Below are 14989 nucleotides of genomic sequence, written 5' to 3'. Positions count from 1 at the left end.
ATGCGGCGAAGGGTCGCCAGGCAGGATCAGAAGGTTGCGGCTCTTTTAGAACCGTCCGTGATATCGGGGTAGAACCCTAAGGTGTTCGAGCTGGGCGCGATGGAAGTAGCCGGAGGCCACGCCACTGACTGCGTGCACGGCCCGGGGCGAGCACCCAATGTCGGGAATGTCATCAAAGAGGTCGGGGTGAGACTTTCGAAGAGACTCCATCTGCCGTTGCATGCTGACGAAGTACGGCATGACCTCTTCGATTGTCCACGTCGTCCTTGGGTTGCCTCGCTTTGCCTCATCAAGGGCCAATGAAACGGCCTTTCGAATGCCTGCCAGCTTGGCCATCGCGATGCCAATACCATCCATGCCCGCTCCTCGTCTTTGATGTGCCGCGAGTCTAGCGGATAGCGGACAGGTGATCGCGCTACTTTGAAGGGTTCTTAAGCGCTCGAAGGTGGCCGTGCCCTCGGAGCGGTGAACAAGGCGCTGGAGCAACTGGTGCTGGTGCCGCCTGAGGGGATTGAGACCTGGGACCAAATGCGGGCACTGCTGCCGCAGCCAGAGACCTTCAACTGGCCGGAGAAGGCCGAGCTGCCGCTGGGCCGCTGGAGGCGGGCTCGCCGGCGGTGCAGTCGAGCACTGATCATCAGTCTTTAAGCCTGCCGGTGACGGAGTAGAGAGGCTCCAAAAGCCATTCATAGAGCCTGCGGCGCTCGCCCATGATATCGGCTTCAAGCTGCATCCCGGGGCGGAGCGGCTCCATCTTCCCGTATGCCAGCACTCCCTGCTGATCCAACGAGACCAGAACTCGATACAGCGACTGCTTCGTGTCGCCGTCCTTCTGGTTCCCCGTCAAGGCGCTGCGAGAGATGCGGATGACCGTTCCTTCGTGGGCTCCAAATTTCTGATGGGGATAGGCCTGGTAGCGCAGCAGAACCCTGTCACCTGATTTAACGAAACCAATGGCCGAACTGGGCACCAGCAGCTGCGCTCGAAGTTCAGATCCCTTGGGAAGCAGGCTGAGAATGGGTTGACCGGGCTGCACCGCTTGGCCAGCCTCAACGAGTCGATTTGCCACCAGTCCAGCTACCGGGGCTCGAAGGAGCAGCTCCCCGTCGGCCTCCATCCGGATAGATTCCTGATTCAAGGTGGCAAGGTCACGCTCAGACACTGCCTTGGCGGATAGCCGTTGATGGGGAATTTCTGCAAGCCGCTGCTCCAGTTCGGCCAGGTTCCGCCGAATCGAGGTCGATTGGCGTTGAAGGGCTTGTTGTGCATTGACCGCCTCAAGCATCGATTGCTCTTGTTGGTTGATCTGAATCAGGCTCACATAGCGCTCATCTTCGACGCTCCGATAGCGGGCGAGGGTCTCGCGACCGATTCTCACCTGCTCGCCACGGGTATGGATCTCTGCTTCGATCTGCGAAAGCTCACGCAGCATCGCAGTGCGCTGAGCCTCCGCACCCTCCAACTGCGCTGCGAGCTGCTTGTCCTGGAACTCGCTCATCGCTCCCACGCTGGCTATGCGGGAACGTTGTGCCTCAAGCAACGTGGATACGGTGTCCAGACCCGAAGATGTTACGCGAGGTATGTTGATGGTTAGCAGCCCGTCCTGGCGCTGGACATGGTCCCCTTCTTCGACGTCCAGTTTCGCCACCACACCCGCCGATGGAGCAACCACGGTGGAAAGCCCGAGGTCGGGAACAAGCTCACCCAAGACCCTTGATCTGCGTGAGTACTCACCAAGGTAAAAGAAGCTAACGATGCCTATGGCAGCGATCGCTGTGAACACCGCCAGAAGCCAGAACCGAAGTGGCTGTACGAGGGATATCCCGCCCAGCCAGCTTCGCCGCTGGGCATCAATCGCTTCCTTGCGGAAGAGGCTGCTCATGCGGTGAGCTCCGCTGCATCGCCTCGTTCCGGCGCGAGGGAGTTGGATGTGTTCTGGGTCAGCACGTGCGCTATTGCGCCCGCCTCCATGATCAGCACGCGGTCGGCGCTGGCGATGGTCTCCGGACGATGGGCGATGATCACCCGGGTCAGCTCAAGCTGTCGGACAGCTTCATTCACCAGCCTTTCCCGCTCAACATCCAGATGGCTGGTTGCCTCGTCCAAGAAGAGAAACTGGGGCTTGCGATACAGGGCGCGAGCGAGGATTACCCGTTGCTTCTGGCCTCCGGAAAGGGTGGTTCCCATGTCTCCGATCAGGCTGTTGTAGCCCATTGGCATAGCCGCAATGTCGTCATGCACAGCAGCCAACTGCGCCGCCTCACGCACTCGATCCTCGTCGCAGTGATCGTCCTCAAATGTAATGTTGTCGCTTACGCTGCCCGCAAAGAGCTGATCGTCCTGCATCACCGCTCCGATCATGCGCCGGTAAGCGTCCATGCTGATCCTTGATAAGGGAACGCCACCAATGCGGATCAGACCTTCGGTCGGCTGGAGAAGCCCAAGAAGTATCTTCATCAGCGTGGTCTTCCCGCAGCCCGAAGGGCCGATGATGGCGACCGACTCACCGGCGTCCACTACAAAGCTGCAGTTCTTCAACACCCATGGCTCTCCAGCGCCATAGCGGAAGCCAAGCCCCTCGACCTCGATGCGAAGTCCGTCCGGCAACAGGGCACCCGCATTGGACGAGTGGTCCTCTGGTTCGGACAGAACAATGTCGGAGAGTCGCTCGCCGTGAAGGCGAAGCATGCGGAACTCCACCCACTTGTCGATCAACGCTCCGACGCGCTGGGAGAACTGGTCCTTGTAGGCGAGGTAAGCAATGAGCATGCCGACGGAGAACACATTGTCCATGGCCAGTAGCGCCCCCAGCCAAATCACCGCAATGCGCTCCAGGCCGAACAGCAGCTGATTGCCTCCCGCGAAACTCAGTCCAAACTTCGAGAGCCAAACGTCTTGATTGATAGTCTTGTTCATGAGGTTGAAATAGCCCGCTTGGCGAACTGATTCGCGGCCGGCAACTTTTACCGACTGCACTCCCCGAATCGACTCAAGTAGATGGCTCTCCTGCCGTGCCCCGGCGATCAATTGCTTCTCTGTGCCTCGGCGCAGGGGTGGGAATGCACAGGCGCGTGCAATTGCATACAGAGCAACCGCAAGCAGCGTGACCAGCGCCAGTTTCCAGCTGTACAGCAGCATCATTCCCAGGGTCACAACCGCCATGAGGCCGTCAATGAGCGCCTCTACGAAGCCGGTTGTCAGTGTTCTCTGGATGGCCTGGATGCTTCCCATACGTGACGTGACATCACCTAGATGGCGCTTCTCAAAATAGTCCAAGGGCAAACGCAGGAGGTGGCGGAAGACGTTGCCGGTCCATTCCAGGTTGAGTCGGTTTGATAGATAGATGACCGCCCTGCCTCGAATCTGCCCAATACATACCTGCAACAGGAGCGCCAGAGCGAATCCAGTACCCAGCACGGTCAGCAAGTCTCTGTCATAGGCGACGAGCGCTTGATCCACGGTCCACTGCATGAAGAACGGTGCTATCAGGACGAATACCTGAAGAGCAACGGACAAGAGCAGCAGTAGTCCAACAGCCCGCCAAAGCCCCTCGACCCTGCCTGTCAGCTGTGCAAACGAGACTGCTGGCGGGCGAGGGGTCGCCCGGAACTCGGTAGTTGGATGCAACTCCAGAGCAATCCCGGTGAAGTGACGTGAGACCTCTTCCAAGGAAAGCTTACGCTCGCCGAAGGCAGGATCCAGCACTGTGACACCGTTGCGATGAACTTTGCTGATTACAACAAAGTGGTTGAGATCCCAATGCGCGATGCATGGCAACTGAAGTTGGCTCAGGTGTTCCATGTCCAAGCTCAAGGGACGGCAACGAAAGTCGAGCTTTCCTCCAATCTCTATAATCTGAGCAAGAGTTGCCCCTTTCAGCGATAGGGCATAATGGCGCCGAAGCTCTCGGAGCCCAATGCCGTTGCCGTGATGGGATGCAATCATGGCTAAGCAGGCGAGCCCGCACTCAGCCGCCTCGGATTGAATTGCGACGTCAATAAGCTAGCTCCTCCTGATTGCGTGAAGAGCGGATTAAGTGGGGGGTGTTTCTGAGCGCTCATTTTATTTTAGATGAGCCATAAGAAGGGGCGGGACATAAGCCCCGCCCCTTGTGCTCAGATAAATTTACTGAGACTGCACAGAGGGTTGCTTCAAGTTGTCTTGCTTCGCGAGTAGTTTACCCCCGTTATAGCCTGCCACAAAAACGATGAATGAGGCTATGAAAGCTAAGGTGATGATCTTTACGTCACTAAGCTTGGTCATCTTGATTCACTCCTTAATCGGGGGGCGACATAGGTGCATCGCCTAACATTCTCAGGCGTTGTCTCGTTCCGCAAGGTCTTTCCCAACGCCATAGCCAAACACAATGGCCGCTCCAATCATTCCGGCGACCACAAGCGCGCTTCCGCCCGAAACCGAGGTTACTTCTTCCGCAGATAGTTCTTTCATGAGGAGCCCTCAGTTTTTTTCTGTGTTGGAGTAATAGCCCAACATCATTCCCAACCCAACTGCTGGCGACAGCAGTAGGGCACCCCCGATTACAACCTTGGATGTGGTCGACATCTCACCACCGCTCACCGCTGCAATCTGATCGCTATCTAAGTCGCGCATGGATTTTCCTTGGTTAAGTGCACCTACCCTGGTGCAAGGTCGGAGAGGCCTCGGAATTGAACCCTCTCAGCTATTAGAACGAGCAGCAGTAATGACCCCCTACGCCTTAGTGGGTGTTATTTATCTTCCATTAAGATTTGTTCGAGCTGGCCGATGGAAGCAGGTGTTTCGTCGCGTGACAAGGTCCAGCCTCACAACGGGGTGACACGCTCTTACTTACCTCAGCTCTTGGTGGTGGGAGTTTTGCGCCTGTCGGCAGCCCGGCCCCCGGGTGTTCCACGTGCTGAACTTATTTGAACGGGTTCAGCCCCACCGGGAGCGTCAGCTTGATCTAGCTCCCACATTGGCAGGCGGGTGCCGCGCAGGTGTCATTTCGTCGCAGGTTCTTGGCAGAACTTGATTCTGCACGGATTGCAAATCCGTCTATAGCTGTTCGATTCCGCTTGATGCCTCCAATTGAAAAGCCCTGACTCTGGTTAGGGCTTTCTTGTTTGGCGCCATCGCGGAGGGCGGGCACGCGATCCCATATCGGCCCGCAAGGCGTGGTTGAGGGCAGGGCTGCAGAGCAGCTACGGCGGGGTGTTAAGACCCGCCTACTGCGTCGGATCATCCGGTAGGTCTCGGATCTCTTCTCCCCCTCGCCATTCACCCGTCTGGCGGTCTACATGCAGGATGCGCGCGCTGCCGCGCTTCGCCACCAGCACCAGGTCTATGGTGCCCTTCCAAGACCGCGTCTGCTCCGGGTCGGTTCCCCGGTGGTAGATCGAGATGCGCTCGAAGGTGTCGGCCACCAGCTGGCGGGCTTTGGTCCGCGCGTTATAGTTCAGGGCTTTAACGCCTTCCTGCAGTTCAGCCCACACCTTGGCCACGGCGGGCGTGGGCGAGCTGGCGACTGCGGCCATCTCGTGCTGCAGTGCTTCTACTTCGGACTGTTGCTCGGCCAGCGCTACCTCCAATTCTCTCGCCCGACGTATGAATGCGGCCGGCGCGTCGCCTGCATCATCTGCCAGCATGGCATCGGTGATCCGCTCAATTTTCGCGGTAGTGTCAGCTACCCGCGCACGCGCAACGGCCAATCTTCCACTCAGTGCCTCCGATCTATCCCCACCCTCGAGCAACCGGGCCAGGTTCATCTGGTCTGCGCAGTAGCTCATGATCGCGTGTTCAATAGGTACGACGCTGCAGCTGCCAGCAACGGCGCAGCCCATGCCCTGGGAGTTGCCTACGCATATCAAGCGTCGGTGCCCGTGCTGCGGACCGCCGTCTTCACGGCGCCCGCGATTCATCAAGTTCTGCGCGACCATTGCCGATCCGCAATAGCCGCAGTAGGAGATCCGCAGGCCAGTGATCAGGCCGGGAATCTCCCCGGTGCCCTTCTGTTTCGCGCGCTGCTCGGTCGCCTGTTGCAGGTCCGCGAACTGTTCCGCGCTCAGCATGGAAGGGTAGTACCCGGCCAGGCGGTACTCTTCGCCATCGATCTCCAGCACTTTCTCGCCGATCAGGGCCCTGTTGCGCAGGATCCGGTAGAGCTGTCCAGCCGGATTGCCGCCATTGGTCAACTGCAGGCCTTCTTCGGCAAGGGTGCGCATGATCCTCACCGCTCCGTGGCCGTCCCTGAACATGCGGATCGCCAGCTCCACCGCCTCAGCTCGCTCGGGCACGAGCTGGAACGTTTCGGACTCCGGGTCCAGCCGGGTCCAACTGGGATCCTTGCTGTTCCTGATGACGCCTCGCCAGGTCCCGTCCTGCCACCCCTTGCATTGGCGGTGGATGGCAGCGCGCACGCGCTTGCTCTTGGTGTCCGATTCCTCGTGGGCCCGGATCATCACCAGCAGGCTGTAGACCAGGTCCATGGGCTGGGCCTTCAGGCCAGCCCGGTTGTACTCGCGGCCGTCGTTGGCGGTTACCACCGTGATCCCGGCATTGATGATCTGCGCCAGCTGGGCCTGCGCTTGGATGGGCTCTGCGCGGCTCAGGCGGTCGAGACCTTCAACGATCAGGACGGACCCGGCCGGGATGCGGCCCTCATCAATCGCGGCCAAGAAGACACCCAGCGCGCCCTTGGTTACGTGCCGTTGGTGGTGCGCGGAGAGGCCTTCATCCTGCATGGATAGGGCGGCATCGAGTGCCATGCCGTGTTCGGCCGCCCAGCGCTTGGCATACTCCAGCTGCCGATCAGCACTGCTGCCGGCGGCCTGCTTCGGGTCACTGAAGCGCAAGTAGCTGTAAACTCTCGCCTTTGTAGCCATAGCGCCAGGTAATGCAGTGTCGGATCGTAGAAGTATAGGGTTTATTTCATTGGGGTGCCCGAAGGCCCTTGTCGATTCCGAGCGCATCCTTACCCAGTTGCGGTCCGAGGGATACGACATCGTCCCGTCCTACGATTCGGCCGACGTGGTGGTGGTCAACACCTGTGGCTTCATCGATTCGGCGGTGACCGAATCGCTGGACGCCATCGGCGAGGCGATGAACCAGAACGGCAAGGTGATCGTCACCGGCTGCCTGGGCAAGCGCCCGGAACAGATCCGCGAGGCCTATCCGAACGTGCTGGCGGTGTCCGGCCCGCAGGACTACCAGAGCGTGATGGAGGCCGTGCACGAAGCGCTGCCGCCCAAGCACGACCCGTTCGTGGATCTGGTGCCTGACTACGGCATCAAGCTGACCCCGCGGCATTACGCGTACCTGAAGATTTCCGAAGGCTGCAACCACAAGTGCAGCTTCTGCATCATTCCGTCGATGCGCGGCAAGCTGGTCTCGCGCCCGGTTGATGAGGTGCTGCGTGAAGCCGAGCGCCTGGTGCGCGGCGGCGTGCGTGAGTTGCTGGTGGTGTCGCAGGACACCTCGGCCTACGGCGTGGACGTGAAGTACGCCGAGAAGATGTGGCGCGACAAGGCCTACCAGACCCGCCTGAAGGCACTGTGCGAAGGCTTGTCCGAGCTGGATGCGTGGGTGCGCATGCACTACGTCTACCCGTACCCGCACGTGGACGAGGTGGTGCCGCTGATGGCCGAGAACCGCATCCTGCCGTATCTGGACATCCCGTTCCAGCACGCCAGCCCGCGCATCCTGCGTCTGATGAAGCGCCCCGGCGCGGTCGAAAAGACCCTGGAGCGCGTGCAGAACTGGCGCCGCATCGCGCCGGACATCACCGTGCGCTCCACCTTCATCGTCGGCTTCCCGGGCGAGACCGAAGCCGAATTCGAAGAGCTGCTGTCGTTCCTGGACGAAGCGCAGCTGGACCGCGTCGGTGCGTTCGCCTACTCGCCGGTCGAAGGTGCCACCGCCAATGACCTGCCCGATGCAGTGCCGGAAGAAGTGAAGCAGGAGCGCCTGGCCCGTTTCATGGAAAAGCAGGCGCAGATTTCCGCCGCACGACTGGAAGCCAAGATCGGCACCGTGCAGCAGTGCCTGGTCGACGCCATCGAAGGCGATATCGCCGTGGCCCGCTCCAAGGCCGATGCCCCGGAGATCGACGGCCTGGTGCATATCCAGAACGCCGATCAGGTGCCGCTGCGCGTGGGTGAGTTCGTCGACGTGGAAATCACCGAGAGCGACGAGCACGACCTGTACGGTGACGCGCTGCCGGCCGCCACCCGCCCGGCATTTGATCTCAAGATGCTGTGACCGCAGCGACGACCGCCGCCGGTGACGGCAGCGGTGTCCGTCGCTTCGTGCCGCCGCCGCGTGCGGCGGTCGACGCCACTGTATTCGAGCACCCGGTGTTTGCGGGGTTGAAGGACTTCCATGACCTGCTGGCTGGCCGCGAATGGCCAGCCATCGCCGATCTGGATGTGCGGCTGGGGCTGCCGGGACTGCACCTGGTCGAGCAGGATGCCACGCTGCTGGCCGACGGCCTGCACTACGAAGTGCGCATCGCACAGGGGCGCCTCGCGACCCGTGCCGACAATTGGCACGACCTGTTCAATGCGCTGGTGTGGGCACGCCATCGGCAACTCAAACATGCACTCAATGCGCGGCAGTGCATGCATATCGAGTCCATGCCGCCGGGCCAGCGCAACCGCGCGCAGGCCGCGCTGACCCAGTTCGACGAAACCGGCGTGATCGTGCGCGTGCGCAATCACGCGTTGCTGGCTGCGTGGGATGCGCACGACTGGCGCGCGTTGTTCGAACCTGCGCACTGGCAGAGCGGCGACATCGCCATCGCTGCGGTATTCGGCCATGCATTGATGGAGCAGGCGGTGCTGCCTGGACGCAGGCTGGTGGGCAAGTGCGTGGTGGTGCAGGGTGATGCCGACGCGGAGTGTGTCGATGCCGTCGCACGGGCCATCACCGTGGGCGGGGTACTGACGGATCCCTTGCAACTGCGGCCCCTGCCGCTGGCTGGCATTCCCGGCTGGTACGAGGTGCAGGATGCTGCCTTCTACGCAGATGCAGACTATTTCCGCCCGCTGCGTGTCGGCCGCGCGTATCCGGCGCCGTTGCCTGGCGGTAGAGTCGACTGTTAGTCGACTGCTCTTCCTGCAGCACCGCGAAAACCCCGCGCTGCGCGCGATAGTCGACTGACAGTCGATTCTACAGGGGCTCGTAGTCCACGCCGATCACCGCAAAAGTATGCGGCCCGCTCGGCAGCTCCACCGAGAATTCATCATCCAGCCGTTTCTTCAGCAGCGCACGCGCCAGCGGTGAGTCGATGCTGATCCAGCCCAATCCCGCATCGGTCTCGTCCGGGCCGACGATGCGGTAGCGGCTGGTCTGCCCGCTGTCCACGTTCTCCAGTTCCACCCAGGCACCGAAGAACACCGCCTGCGGATCGGTCGGCGTGGTATCGACCACCCGCAGCGACTCCAGCCGCTTGGTCAGGTAGCGAACGCGGCGGTCGATCTCGCCCAGCTGCTTCTTGCGGTAGGTGTACTCGGCGTTTTCCGAACGGTCGCCTTCCGCAGCAGCCGCGGCCAGTGCTTTCACCACTTCGGGGCGCCGCACACGCCACAGCTCATCCAGTTCAGCCTTCAACCGTGCATGGCCGGAGGCGGTGATCAGTGCGGTGCTCTTTTCTGCAGGGGGACGCCAACGCGACATATGGTGCGATTTCTTTTCAGGGGAGCGATGGAGGCGTGGGGTCGGAGCCCTTTCCACGGGAAAGGGCTCTGACCCCAGCAGGGGCAGCTAGCGTTTGCCGCCGAAAATGCCACCCAGGATGCCGCGCACGATCTGGTTGCCCAGCTTGGTGCCGACGGTGCGCGTGGTCTGCTTGGCCATGGTCTCGATCATGCCCTGGCGGCGCTTGGTGCCGAAGATCGCGTCCTTGATCGACTGGCCGAAGCCACCTTCCTGCGCCTCGTCCTGCTCACGGCTGCGGGCAGCGGGAGCCTCTGCTTTCTCAACCGCCTTCTGCGCACGTTGTGCCAACAGTTCCGCAGCCGATTCGCGGTTGATCGCCGTGTCGTAACGGGTACCGACCGGGCTGCCGGCACGCACCTGGGCGCGCTCGGCCTCGGTGATCGGCCCCATCCGGCAGCGCGGCGGTGCGATCATCGTCTGCTGTACCGGCATCGGCACGCCCTTGTCCTGCAGTGTAGAGACCAGCGCTTCGCCGGTGCCGAGCTGGCTCAGTACCTTCACCACATCCAGTTTCGGATTGGGCACGAAGGTTTCGGCGGCGGTCTTCACCGCCTTCTGGTCGCGCGGGGTGAACGCGCGCAGTGCATGCTGCACGCGGTTGCCCAGCTGGCCGAGGATGTTGCCCGGCACGTCGTCAGGGAACTGCGAGCAGAAGTACACGCCCACGCCCTTGGACCGGATCAACCGCACCACCTGCTCGATGCGCTGCACCAGCGAGGCGGGTGCATCGTCGAACAGCAGGTGGGCCTCGTCGAAGATGAAGACCAGCTTCGGCTTGTCCAGGTCACCCACTTCCGGCAACTGCTCGAACAGCTCCGACAGCAGCCACAGCAGGAAAGTGGAGTACAGCTTGGGCTTGAGCACCAGCTGGTCGGCGGCCAGGATGCCGATCACGCCGCGGCCGTCGTGATTGACCCGCATGACGTCGGCCAGTTCCAGCGCGGGTTCGCCGAAGAAGTTCTCGCCGCCGTCCTGCGCCAGGCGCAGCACCGAACGCTGGATGGCAGCGATCGACTGTGCGCTGACCAGGCCGTACTCGGTGGAGATGTCCTTGCGTTCCTCGGCAACCAGTCCGAGCAAGGCGCGCAGATCGTCCATGTCCAGCAGCAGCAGGCCGCGGTCGTCGGCCAGCTTGAACACGATGTCGAGCACGCCGGCCTGGGTGTCGTTCAACTCGAGGATGCGCGACAGCAGGGTCGGGCCCATTTCGCTGACGGTGGTGCGCACCGGGTGGCCGAGCTTGCCGTACAGGTCCCAGAAAATGGTAGGGCTTGCCGCTGGCGCATAGTCGGCCACGCCGATCTCGGCGGCGCGCGCGAGCAGGTTCTCGGCGCCGGTGCCGGGCACGGCCAGGCCGGATACATCGCCCTTCACATCGGCCAGGAACACCGGCACGCCCAGCCGCGAGAAGCCCTCGGCCAGGGTCATCAGGGTCACGGTCTTGCCGGTACCGGTGGCGCCGGCAACCAGGCCGTGACGGTTGCCCAGTTTCGGCAGCAGGGTGACGGCAACATCGTCGGTGATGCCTTTGCCGAGCAGAATCGGATCCATGGTCCAGCCCTTGTGGTGAATAGCCCAATGTTAACCGCCGGCGGTGACGGTCCGAAGGTCCGCTTGCCCGGACCTTGGCGGCGCCGCTACTCTGCCTGCCTGTTTCGCACACAGTGCCATCAATGCCCGTTCCTGTCCTGATTTCCCGCGGTTGGCCGCTGCTGGCCCTTGCCGGCCTGGTTTCCCTGGCACCCGATGCCCATGCACAGCGGGTCTCGGCCCGGGACAAGGTGAAGGTGGATGCGCTGCAGCAGCGCATGACCGCCGCCGAGAAGCGCTACAGCGATGCCCTGCTGCTGGTCGCCAATGCCGACCCCAAGGGCAGCAACGAGGCCGATGCCGCGCTGGAGGACATGGAAGATGTCCTCAACGACTGCGTGAAGCAGAAGGGCTGCCAGATGGGCACCCTGCTGGCCAGCTACAAGCGCCTGCTCAAGCACGATGCCGATGCAGCTGCCAGCGATGACGTGGCCGATGAAGGTGGCGACCGCCTGGAAGCCGACCCCGACCATATCGGCCCGCTCACCGCCGACGTGCCCGAGGCGGCCCGCGCCGCTGCGCTGCTGAACGACAAGCGGCACGCCTTCGACAGCATGGTGGAGTACAACCCGGCGGTACAGGCCGGTATCCGCCGCTGGCTGACCGACATGCGCCCGGCGCTGATGACCACCTACGAGAACTACCAGAACCTGCGCGCGGTGATGTGGCCGGAGTGGGAAAAGCGCGGTCTGCCTGAGGCATTGCTGTTCGGCATCATGGCCAAGGAATCCAATGGCCGCGTACATGCCTCTTCGCGTGCCGGTGCCGCCGGCCTGATGCAGTTCATGCCGGCCACTGGCCGCCGCTTCGGCCTGGGCCCGGATGGCACCGGTTTCGACACCCGCTTCGATGCACGCAGTGCTGCAGAAGCCAGTGCCACCTACCTCAACGAGCGCATGCGCGAGCTCAATAACAACGTTGAACTGTCGCTGGCCGGCTACAACGGCGGCGAAGGCCGCGCAGCGCGCGTCTACAAGCAGTACCCGGGGCAGAGCTTCTGGGTGGACAGCGTCTACAACCAGTTCCCGGGCGAAACCAAGGACTACGTGCCGATGGTGATCGCCGCGGCGTGGATCTTCCTGCACCCGCAGCAGTACGGCGTGGAGTTCCCGAAGATCAGCGCGCAGCCGGCCACCATCCGCCTGGCGCGATCCACCACGATCTATGAACTGACCATCTGCCTGGGCAGCCATGGCACCCGCGATGGTTACATGCGCGCGCTGCGCAATCTCAACCCGCGCTATGAGGCTGATGGCTGGATTCCGGCCGGCACGCTGATCAACGCCACTACCCGCATTGCCGGCCTGTACCAGCGCAACTGCGTCAGCGGTCCGCGTGCCGACCTCGCCCGCACCCTGATCACCGCCGATCTGAATGCAGCGATCGTGCGCCCGACCGCCGCCAGCTACACCGGCAGCGTGGCCGTGGGTGGGGTGGTGCCGGTGGCCGATGTGGCCGCATCCACCAGCGTGCCGACCACGCCCGTAGCGCCGGTGGCCACGCCACGTCCGGCTGCGCGGCCGAAGCCGGTGCGCAGCCACAAGGTGGGCAAGGGCGAAACCCTCGGCGCCATCGCCGCGAAGTTCCAGTGCGATGTGCCGACCCTGGCCCGCGCCAACGGCCTGAAAGCCCCGGCCTACAGCCTGCGCCACGGCCAGACGCTGAAGCTGCAGGGCTGCGACAAGTAACCCCCTACGACCCTGGAACCCGCATGGACCTCGAAGACACCCGTAACCTGTTCGCCAACCTCCGCGAAAACACCGACTGGGACATCAACGGCCCGTTGCTGTGGGGGTACTTCTTCGTCCATTCCAGCGCCGAGCCGCTGCAGGCACTGGCGGATCATCTGCAGGCGCAGGGCTACAGCTTCGTCGAACTGTTCGAACAGGAGCCGGAAGAGGGCGGTGCACCGTTCCATGTGCTGCATGTGGAGCGCGTGGAGATCCACGACGAAGCGTCGCTGGACCGCCGCAACCAGGAGTTCGCGGCGTTGGCTGCGGAAAAGGGTGTGGAAGACTACGACGGCATGGACGTCGGCCCTGCACCGGCCCTGCAGTAACGCGCGTACCAGTAGTGCCGGCCGCTGGCCGGCAATGCTCGACGCGTTGGATCAACGGAGATGCCGGCCAGCGGCCGGCACTAACGGAAGCCTCAGCGCAGCTTCGCCAGCGCTTGGCCCAGCTGCACCGGGCTTTCGGCACCCAGCTGCGGGGCGAACTCGGCCACGCCCGGCGGCAGCAGCACGATCACGGTCGAGCCGTAGTTGAAGCGCGCCATCTCGGCGAAGCGCTCCAGCTGGATGCCCTGGCCGCGGTAGTCCTTGCGGGTGATCCGATCACCGTAGGCCGGAATTTCTTCGCCGCTCCATACGGTTTCCACGCCGGACACCAGCAGCGCACCGACCATCACGCTGACCATCGGGCCGAAGCTGGTGTCGAAGTGGCAGACCAGGCGCTCGTTGCGCGCGAACAGGCGCGGCACGCCGTTGACGGCGGCCGGGCCGACGCTGAACAGGCGGCCAGGCACGTGCACGGTTTCGCGCAGGGTGCCGGTCCACGGCATGTGCACGCGATGGTAATCGCGCGGCGACAGGTACACGGTGGCGTACAGGCCGTCGTTGTACGGCTTGGCATCCTCGTCACTGCCCAGCAGTTCGGCGGCGGTGAACGACTGGCCCTTGGCCTGGAAGATGCGGCCGGCCTCGATCCTGCCAAGCTGGCTGATGCGGCCGTCGGCCGGCATCACCAGGCTGCGCGGATCGGCGTCGGCCACGCGCGCGCCCGGCTTCAGCGCACGGGTGAAGAACTGGTTGAAGGTGGCATAGCTGCGCGGGTCCGGGTTGGCCGCTTCGTCCAGATTGACGTTGAACTTGCGGGTGACCGTGTCGATCAGCCAGCGCGACACGCGCGGATCGTCCGAGTACGCCAGCGAACGCGCCATCGAGGACAGCAGGCGGTGGGGCAGGGCGTACGTCAGGGCGGTGGTGAGACTCATGGGGCGGTTTTCTCGGTCAGCTTCTGCAGGTCGCGGGCAATCGCCGGCGCGTTGAACGGGGGCCGCACCAGGCCGGCGAGGCGGCCCTGCGGGTCGAGCACGGCCAGGCTGGCCGAGTGCTCGACGGTGTAGTCCTCGGGATTTTCGTCGAAGTGCTTGCCCGGCACCTTCTGGAACACGAAGCCCAACGAGGTGGCAAAGCGTTCCAGCGAGGGCACATCGGCAGTCGCGGCCAGGGTGTCCTTGTGGAAGCCGTGCACGTATTCGCCGAGGCGGGTGGCGCTGTCGCGGTCGGGGTCGACCGAGACGAACAGCACGCGCGGGCGCAGGCTGTCGGGCAGGGCCTCCCACTGGTTCTGGGCGCCGGCCAGCTCGGCCAGGGTGGTCGGGCAGACGTCCGGGCAGAAGGTGAAGCCCAGGAACACCAGGGTCCAGTGGCCCTTCAGCTCGCCCGGAATCAGGCGGGTGCCGTCGGACTGGGCCAGGTTGAAGTCGGGCAGTTCACGGGCCTGCGGGTACAGGGTGATCGCTTCGGTGGCCGCTGCATTGGCCGGAGGCTTCGGCGCGAACACCTGCTGCGCGGCCAGCAGGCCAAGGCCCGTCGCCAGGGCGACCAGCAGGATGATGCCGGCGTTGCGATTGAACATGGGAGCCCCCGCGCGAAGTGGGCTCCATCATACCGGCTGTGGCCCGATCGTTTCCGCCGCAACGG

The 14989-nt window shown here is 63.1% G+C and carries 14 protein-coding genes; 4 read left to right on the top strand and 10 right to left on the bottom strand.

Going from position 1 to position 14989, the window contains the following annotated elements:
- Positions 1 to 45 precede the first annotated feature (45 nt).
- The 6 genes from AC07M7_RS06950 to AC07M7_RS06925 form a co-directional block, all read right to left on the bottom strand.
- Positions 46 to 357: a hypothetical protein gene (locus AC07M7_RS06950; protein ID WP_495207003.1), complete on the bottom strand. Its 312-nt coding sequence runs from the start codon at positions 355 to 357 to the stop codon at positions 46 to 48.
- Positions 358 to 637: 280 nt separating this feature from the next.
- Entirely contained in the window at positions 638 to 1882 is a 1245-nt protein-coding gene (locus AC07M7_RS06945; RefSeq protein WP_495207002.1) for an HlyD family secretion protein, read from the bottom strand.
- Positions 1879 to 3999 (bottom strand): peptidase domain-containing ABC transporter, encoded by a 2121-nt coding sequence (locus AC07M7_RS06940; protein WP_495207007.1) that lies wholly within the window; start codon positions 3997 to 3999, stop codon positions 1879 to 1881. Before AC07M7_RS06940 ends, AC07M7_RS06945 begins: the two co-directional genes overlap by 4 nt.
- A gap of 315 nt (positions 4000 to 4314) precedes the next feature.
- Entirely contained in the window at positions 4315 to 4449 is a 135-nt protein-coding gene (locus tag AC07M7_RS06935; protein WP_495207001.1) for a class IIb bacteriocin, lactobin A/cerein 7B family, read from the bottom strand.
- Positions 4450 to 4458: 9 nt separating this feature from the next.
- Complete coding sequence (locus tag AC07M7_RS06930) at positions 4459 to 4611, bottom strand: hypothetical protein (protein WP_495207000.1); 153 nt, start codon at positions 4609 to 4611, stop codon at positions 4459 to 4461.
- 593 nt (positions 4612 to 5204) lie between these two features.
- Positions 5205 to 6830 (bottom strand): recombinase family protein, encoded by a 1626-nt coding sequence (locus AC07M7_RS06925; RefSeq protein WP_495206999.1) that lies wholly within the window; start codon positions 6828 to 6830, stop codon positions 5205 to 5207.
- 46 nt (positions 6831 to 6876) lie between these two features.
- On the opposite strand from AC07M7_RS06925, the gene rimO reads away from it, so the two are divergent.
- On the top strand, positions 6877 to 8235 hold the full coding sequence (gene rimO / locus AC07M7_RS06920; protein WP_430346142.1) for a 30S ribosomal protein S12 methylthiotransferase RimO: 1359 nt from the start codon (positions 6877 to 6879) through the stop codon (positions 8233 to 8235).
- Positions 8232 to 9077: a DUF3025 domain-containing protein gene (locus AC07M7_RS06915; protein ID WP_430765910.1), complete on the top strand. Its 846-nt coding sequence runs from the start codon at positions 8232 to 8234 to the stop codon at positions 9075 to 9077. The genes rimO and AC07M7_RS06915 overlap by 4 nt, the downstream gene beginning before the upstream one ends.
- Positions 9078 to 9144: 67 nt before the next feature.
- Here the strand turns inward: AC07M7_RS06915 and greB are convergent, their stop codons facing one another.
- Both greB and AC07M7_RS06905 read right to left on the bottom strand, forming a co-directional pair.
- Positions 9145 to 9651, bottom strand: a complete 507-nt coding sequence (gene greB, locus AC07M7_RS06910; RefSeq protein WP_006381559.1) for a transcription elongation factor GreB — start codon at positions 9649 to 9651, stop codon at positions 9145 to 9147.
- An 87-nt stretch (positions 9652 to 9738) separates the two neighbouring features.
- Positions 9739 to 11244, bottom strand: a complete 1506-nt coding sequence (locus tag AC07M7_RS06905; protein WP_136639371.1) for a helicase HerA-like domain-containing protein — start codon at positions 11242 to 11244, stop codon at positions 9739 to 9741.
- A 122-nt stretch (positions 11245 to 11366) separates the two neighbouring features.
- Between AC07M7_RS06905 and AC07M7_RS06900 the strand changes: the two genes are divergently transcribed.
- Together AC07M7_RS06900 and AC07M7_RS06895 are read left to right on the top strand one after the other, a co-directional pair.
- Complete coding sequence (locus AC07M7_RS06900; protein ID WP_495206998.1) at positions 11367 to 12971, top strand: transglycosylase SLT domain-containing protein; 1605 nt, start codon at positions 11367 to 11369, stop codon at positions 12969 to 12971.
- Between the two features lie 23 nt (positions 12972 to 12994).
- Entirely contained in the window at positions 12995 to 13342 is a 348-nt protein-coding gene (locus tag AC07M7_RS06895; RefSeq protein WP_136639373.1) for a ribonuclease E inhibitor RraB, read from the top strand.
- A 92-nt stretch (positions 13343 to 13434) separates the two neighbouring features.
- Here AC07M7_RS06895 and asd read toward each other — a convergent pair whose 3' ends face one another.
- Together asd and AC07M7_RS06885 are read right to left on the bottom strand one after the other, a co-directional pair.
- On the bottom strand, positions 13435 to 14277 hold the full coding sequence (gene asd / locus AC07M7_RS06890) for an archaetidylserine decarboxylase (protein ID WP_006381472.1): 843 nt from the start codon (positions 14275 to 14277) through the stop codon (positions 13435 to 13437).
- Positions 14274 to 14924 (bottom strand): SCO family protein, encoded by a 651-nt coding sequence (locus AC07M7_RS06885; protein ID WP_495206997.1) that lies wholly within the window; start codon positions 14922 to 14924, stop codon positions 14274 to 14276. Before AC07M7_RS06885 ends, asd begins: the two co-directional genes overlap by 4 nt.
- Between the last annotated feature and the right edge of the window lie 65 nt (positions 14925 to 14989).

Source organism: Stenotrophomonas sp. GW821-FHT09E08 (assembly GCF_059416125.1).
This window is presented reverse-complemented; position numbering and strand designations above follow the sequence as displayed.

Coding starts and splice junctions, on each gene's coding strand:
- AC07M7_RS06950 (WP_495207003.1), bottom strand. CDS start 357: ATGGATGGTATTGGCATCGCGATGGCCAAGCTGGCAGGCATTCGAAAG.
- AC07M7_RS06945 (WP_495207002.1), bottom strand. CDS start 1,882: ATGAGCAGCCTCTTCCGCAAGGAAGCGATTGATGCCCAGCGGCGAAGC.
- AC07M7_RS06935 (WP_495207001.1), bottom strand. CDS start 4,449: ATGAAAGAACTATCTGCGGAAGAAGTAACCTCGGTTTCGGGCGGAAGC.
- AC07M7_RS06930 (WP_495207000.1), bottom strand. CDS start 4,611: ATGCGCGACTTAGATAGCGATCAGATTGCAGCGGTGAGCGGTGGTGAG.
- greB (WP_006381559.1), bottom strand. CDS start 9,651: ATGTCGCGTTGGCGTCCCCCTGCAGAAAAGAGCACCGCACTGATCACC.
- AC07M7_RS06905 (WP_136639371.1), bottom strand. CDS start 11,244: ATGGATCCGATTCTGCTCGGCAAAGGCATCACCGACGATGTTGCCGTC.
- AC07M7_RS06900 (WP_495206998.1), top strand. CDS start 11,367: ATGCCCGTTCCTGTCCTGATTTCCCGCGGTTGGCCGCTGCTGGCCCTT.
- AC07M7_RS06895 (WP_136639373.1), top strand. CDS start 12,995: ATGGACCTCGAAGACACCCGTAACCTGTTCGCCAACCTCCGCGAAAAC.
- asd (WP_006381472.1), bottom strand. CDS start 14,277: ATGAGTCTCACCACCGCCCTGACGTACGCCCTGCCCCACCGCCTGCTG.
- AC07M7_RS06885 (WP_495206997.1), bottom strand. CDS start 14,924: ATGTTCAATCGCAACGCCGGCATCATCCTGCTGGTCGCCCTGGCGACG.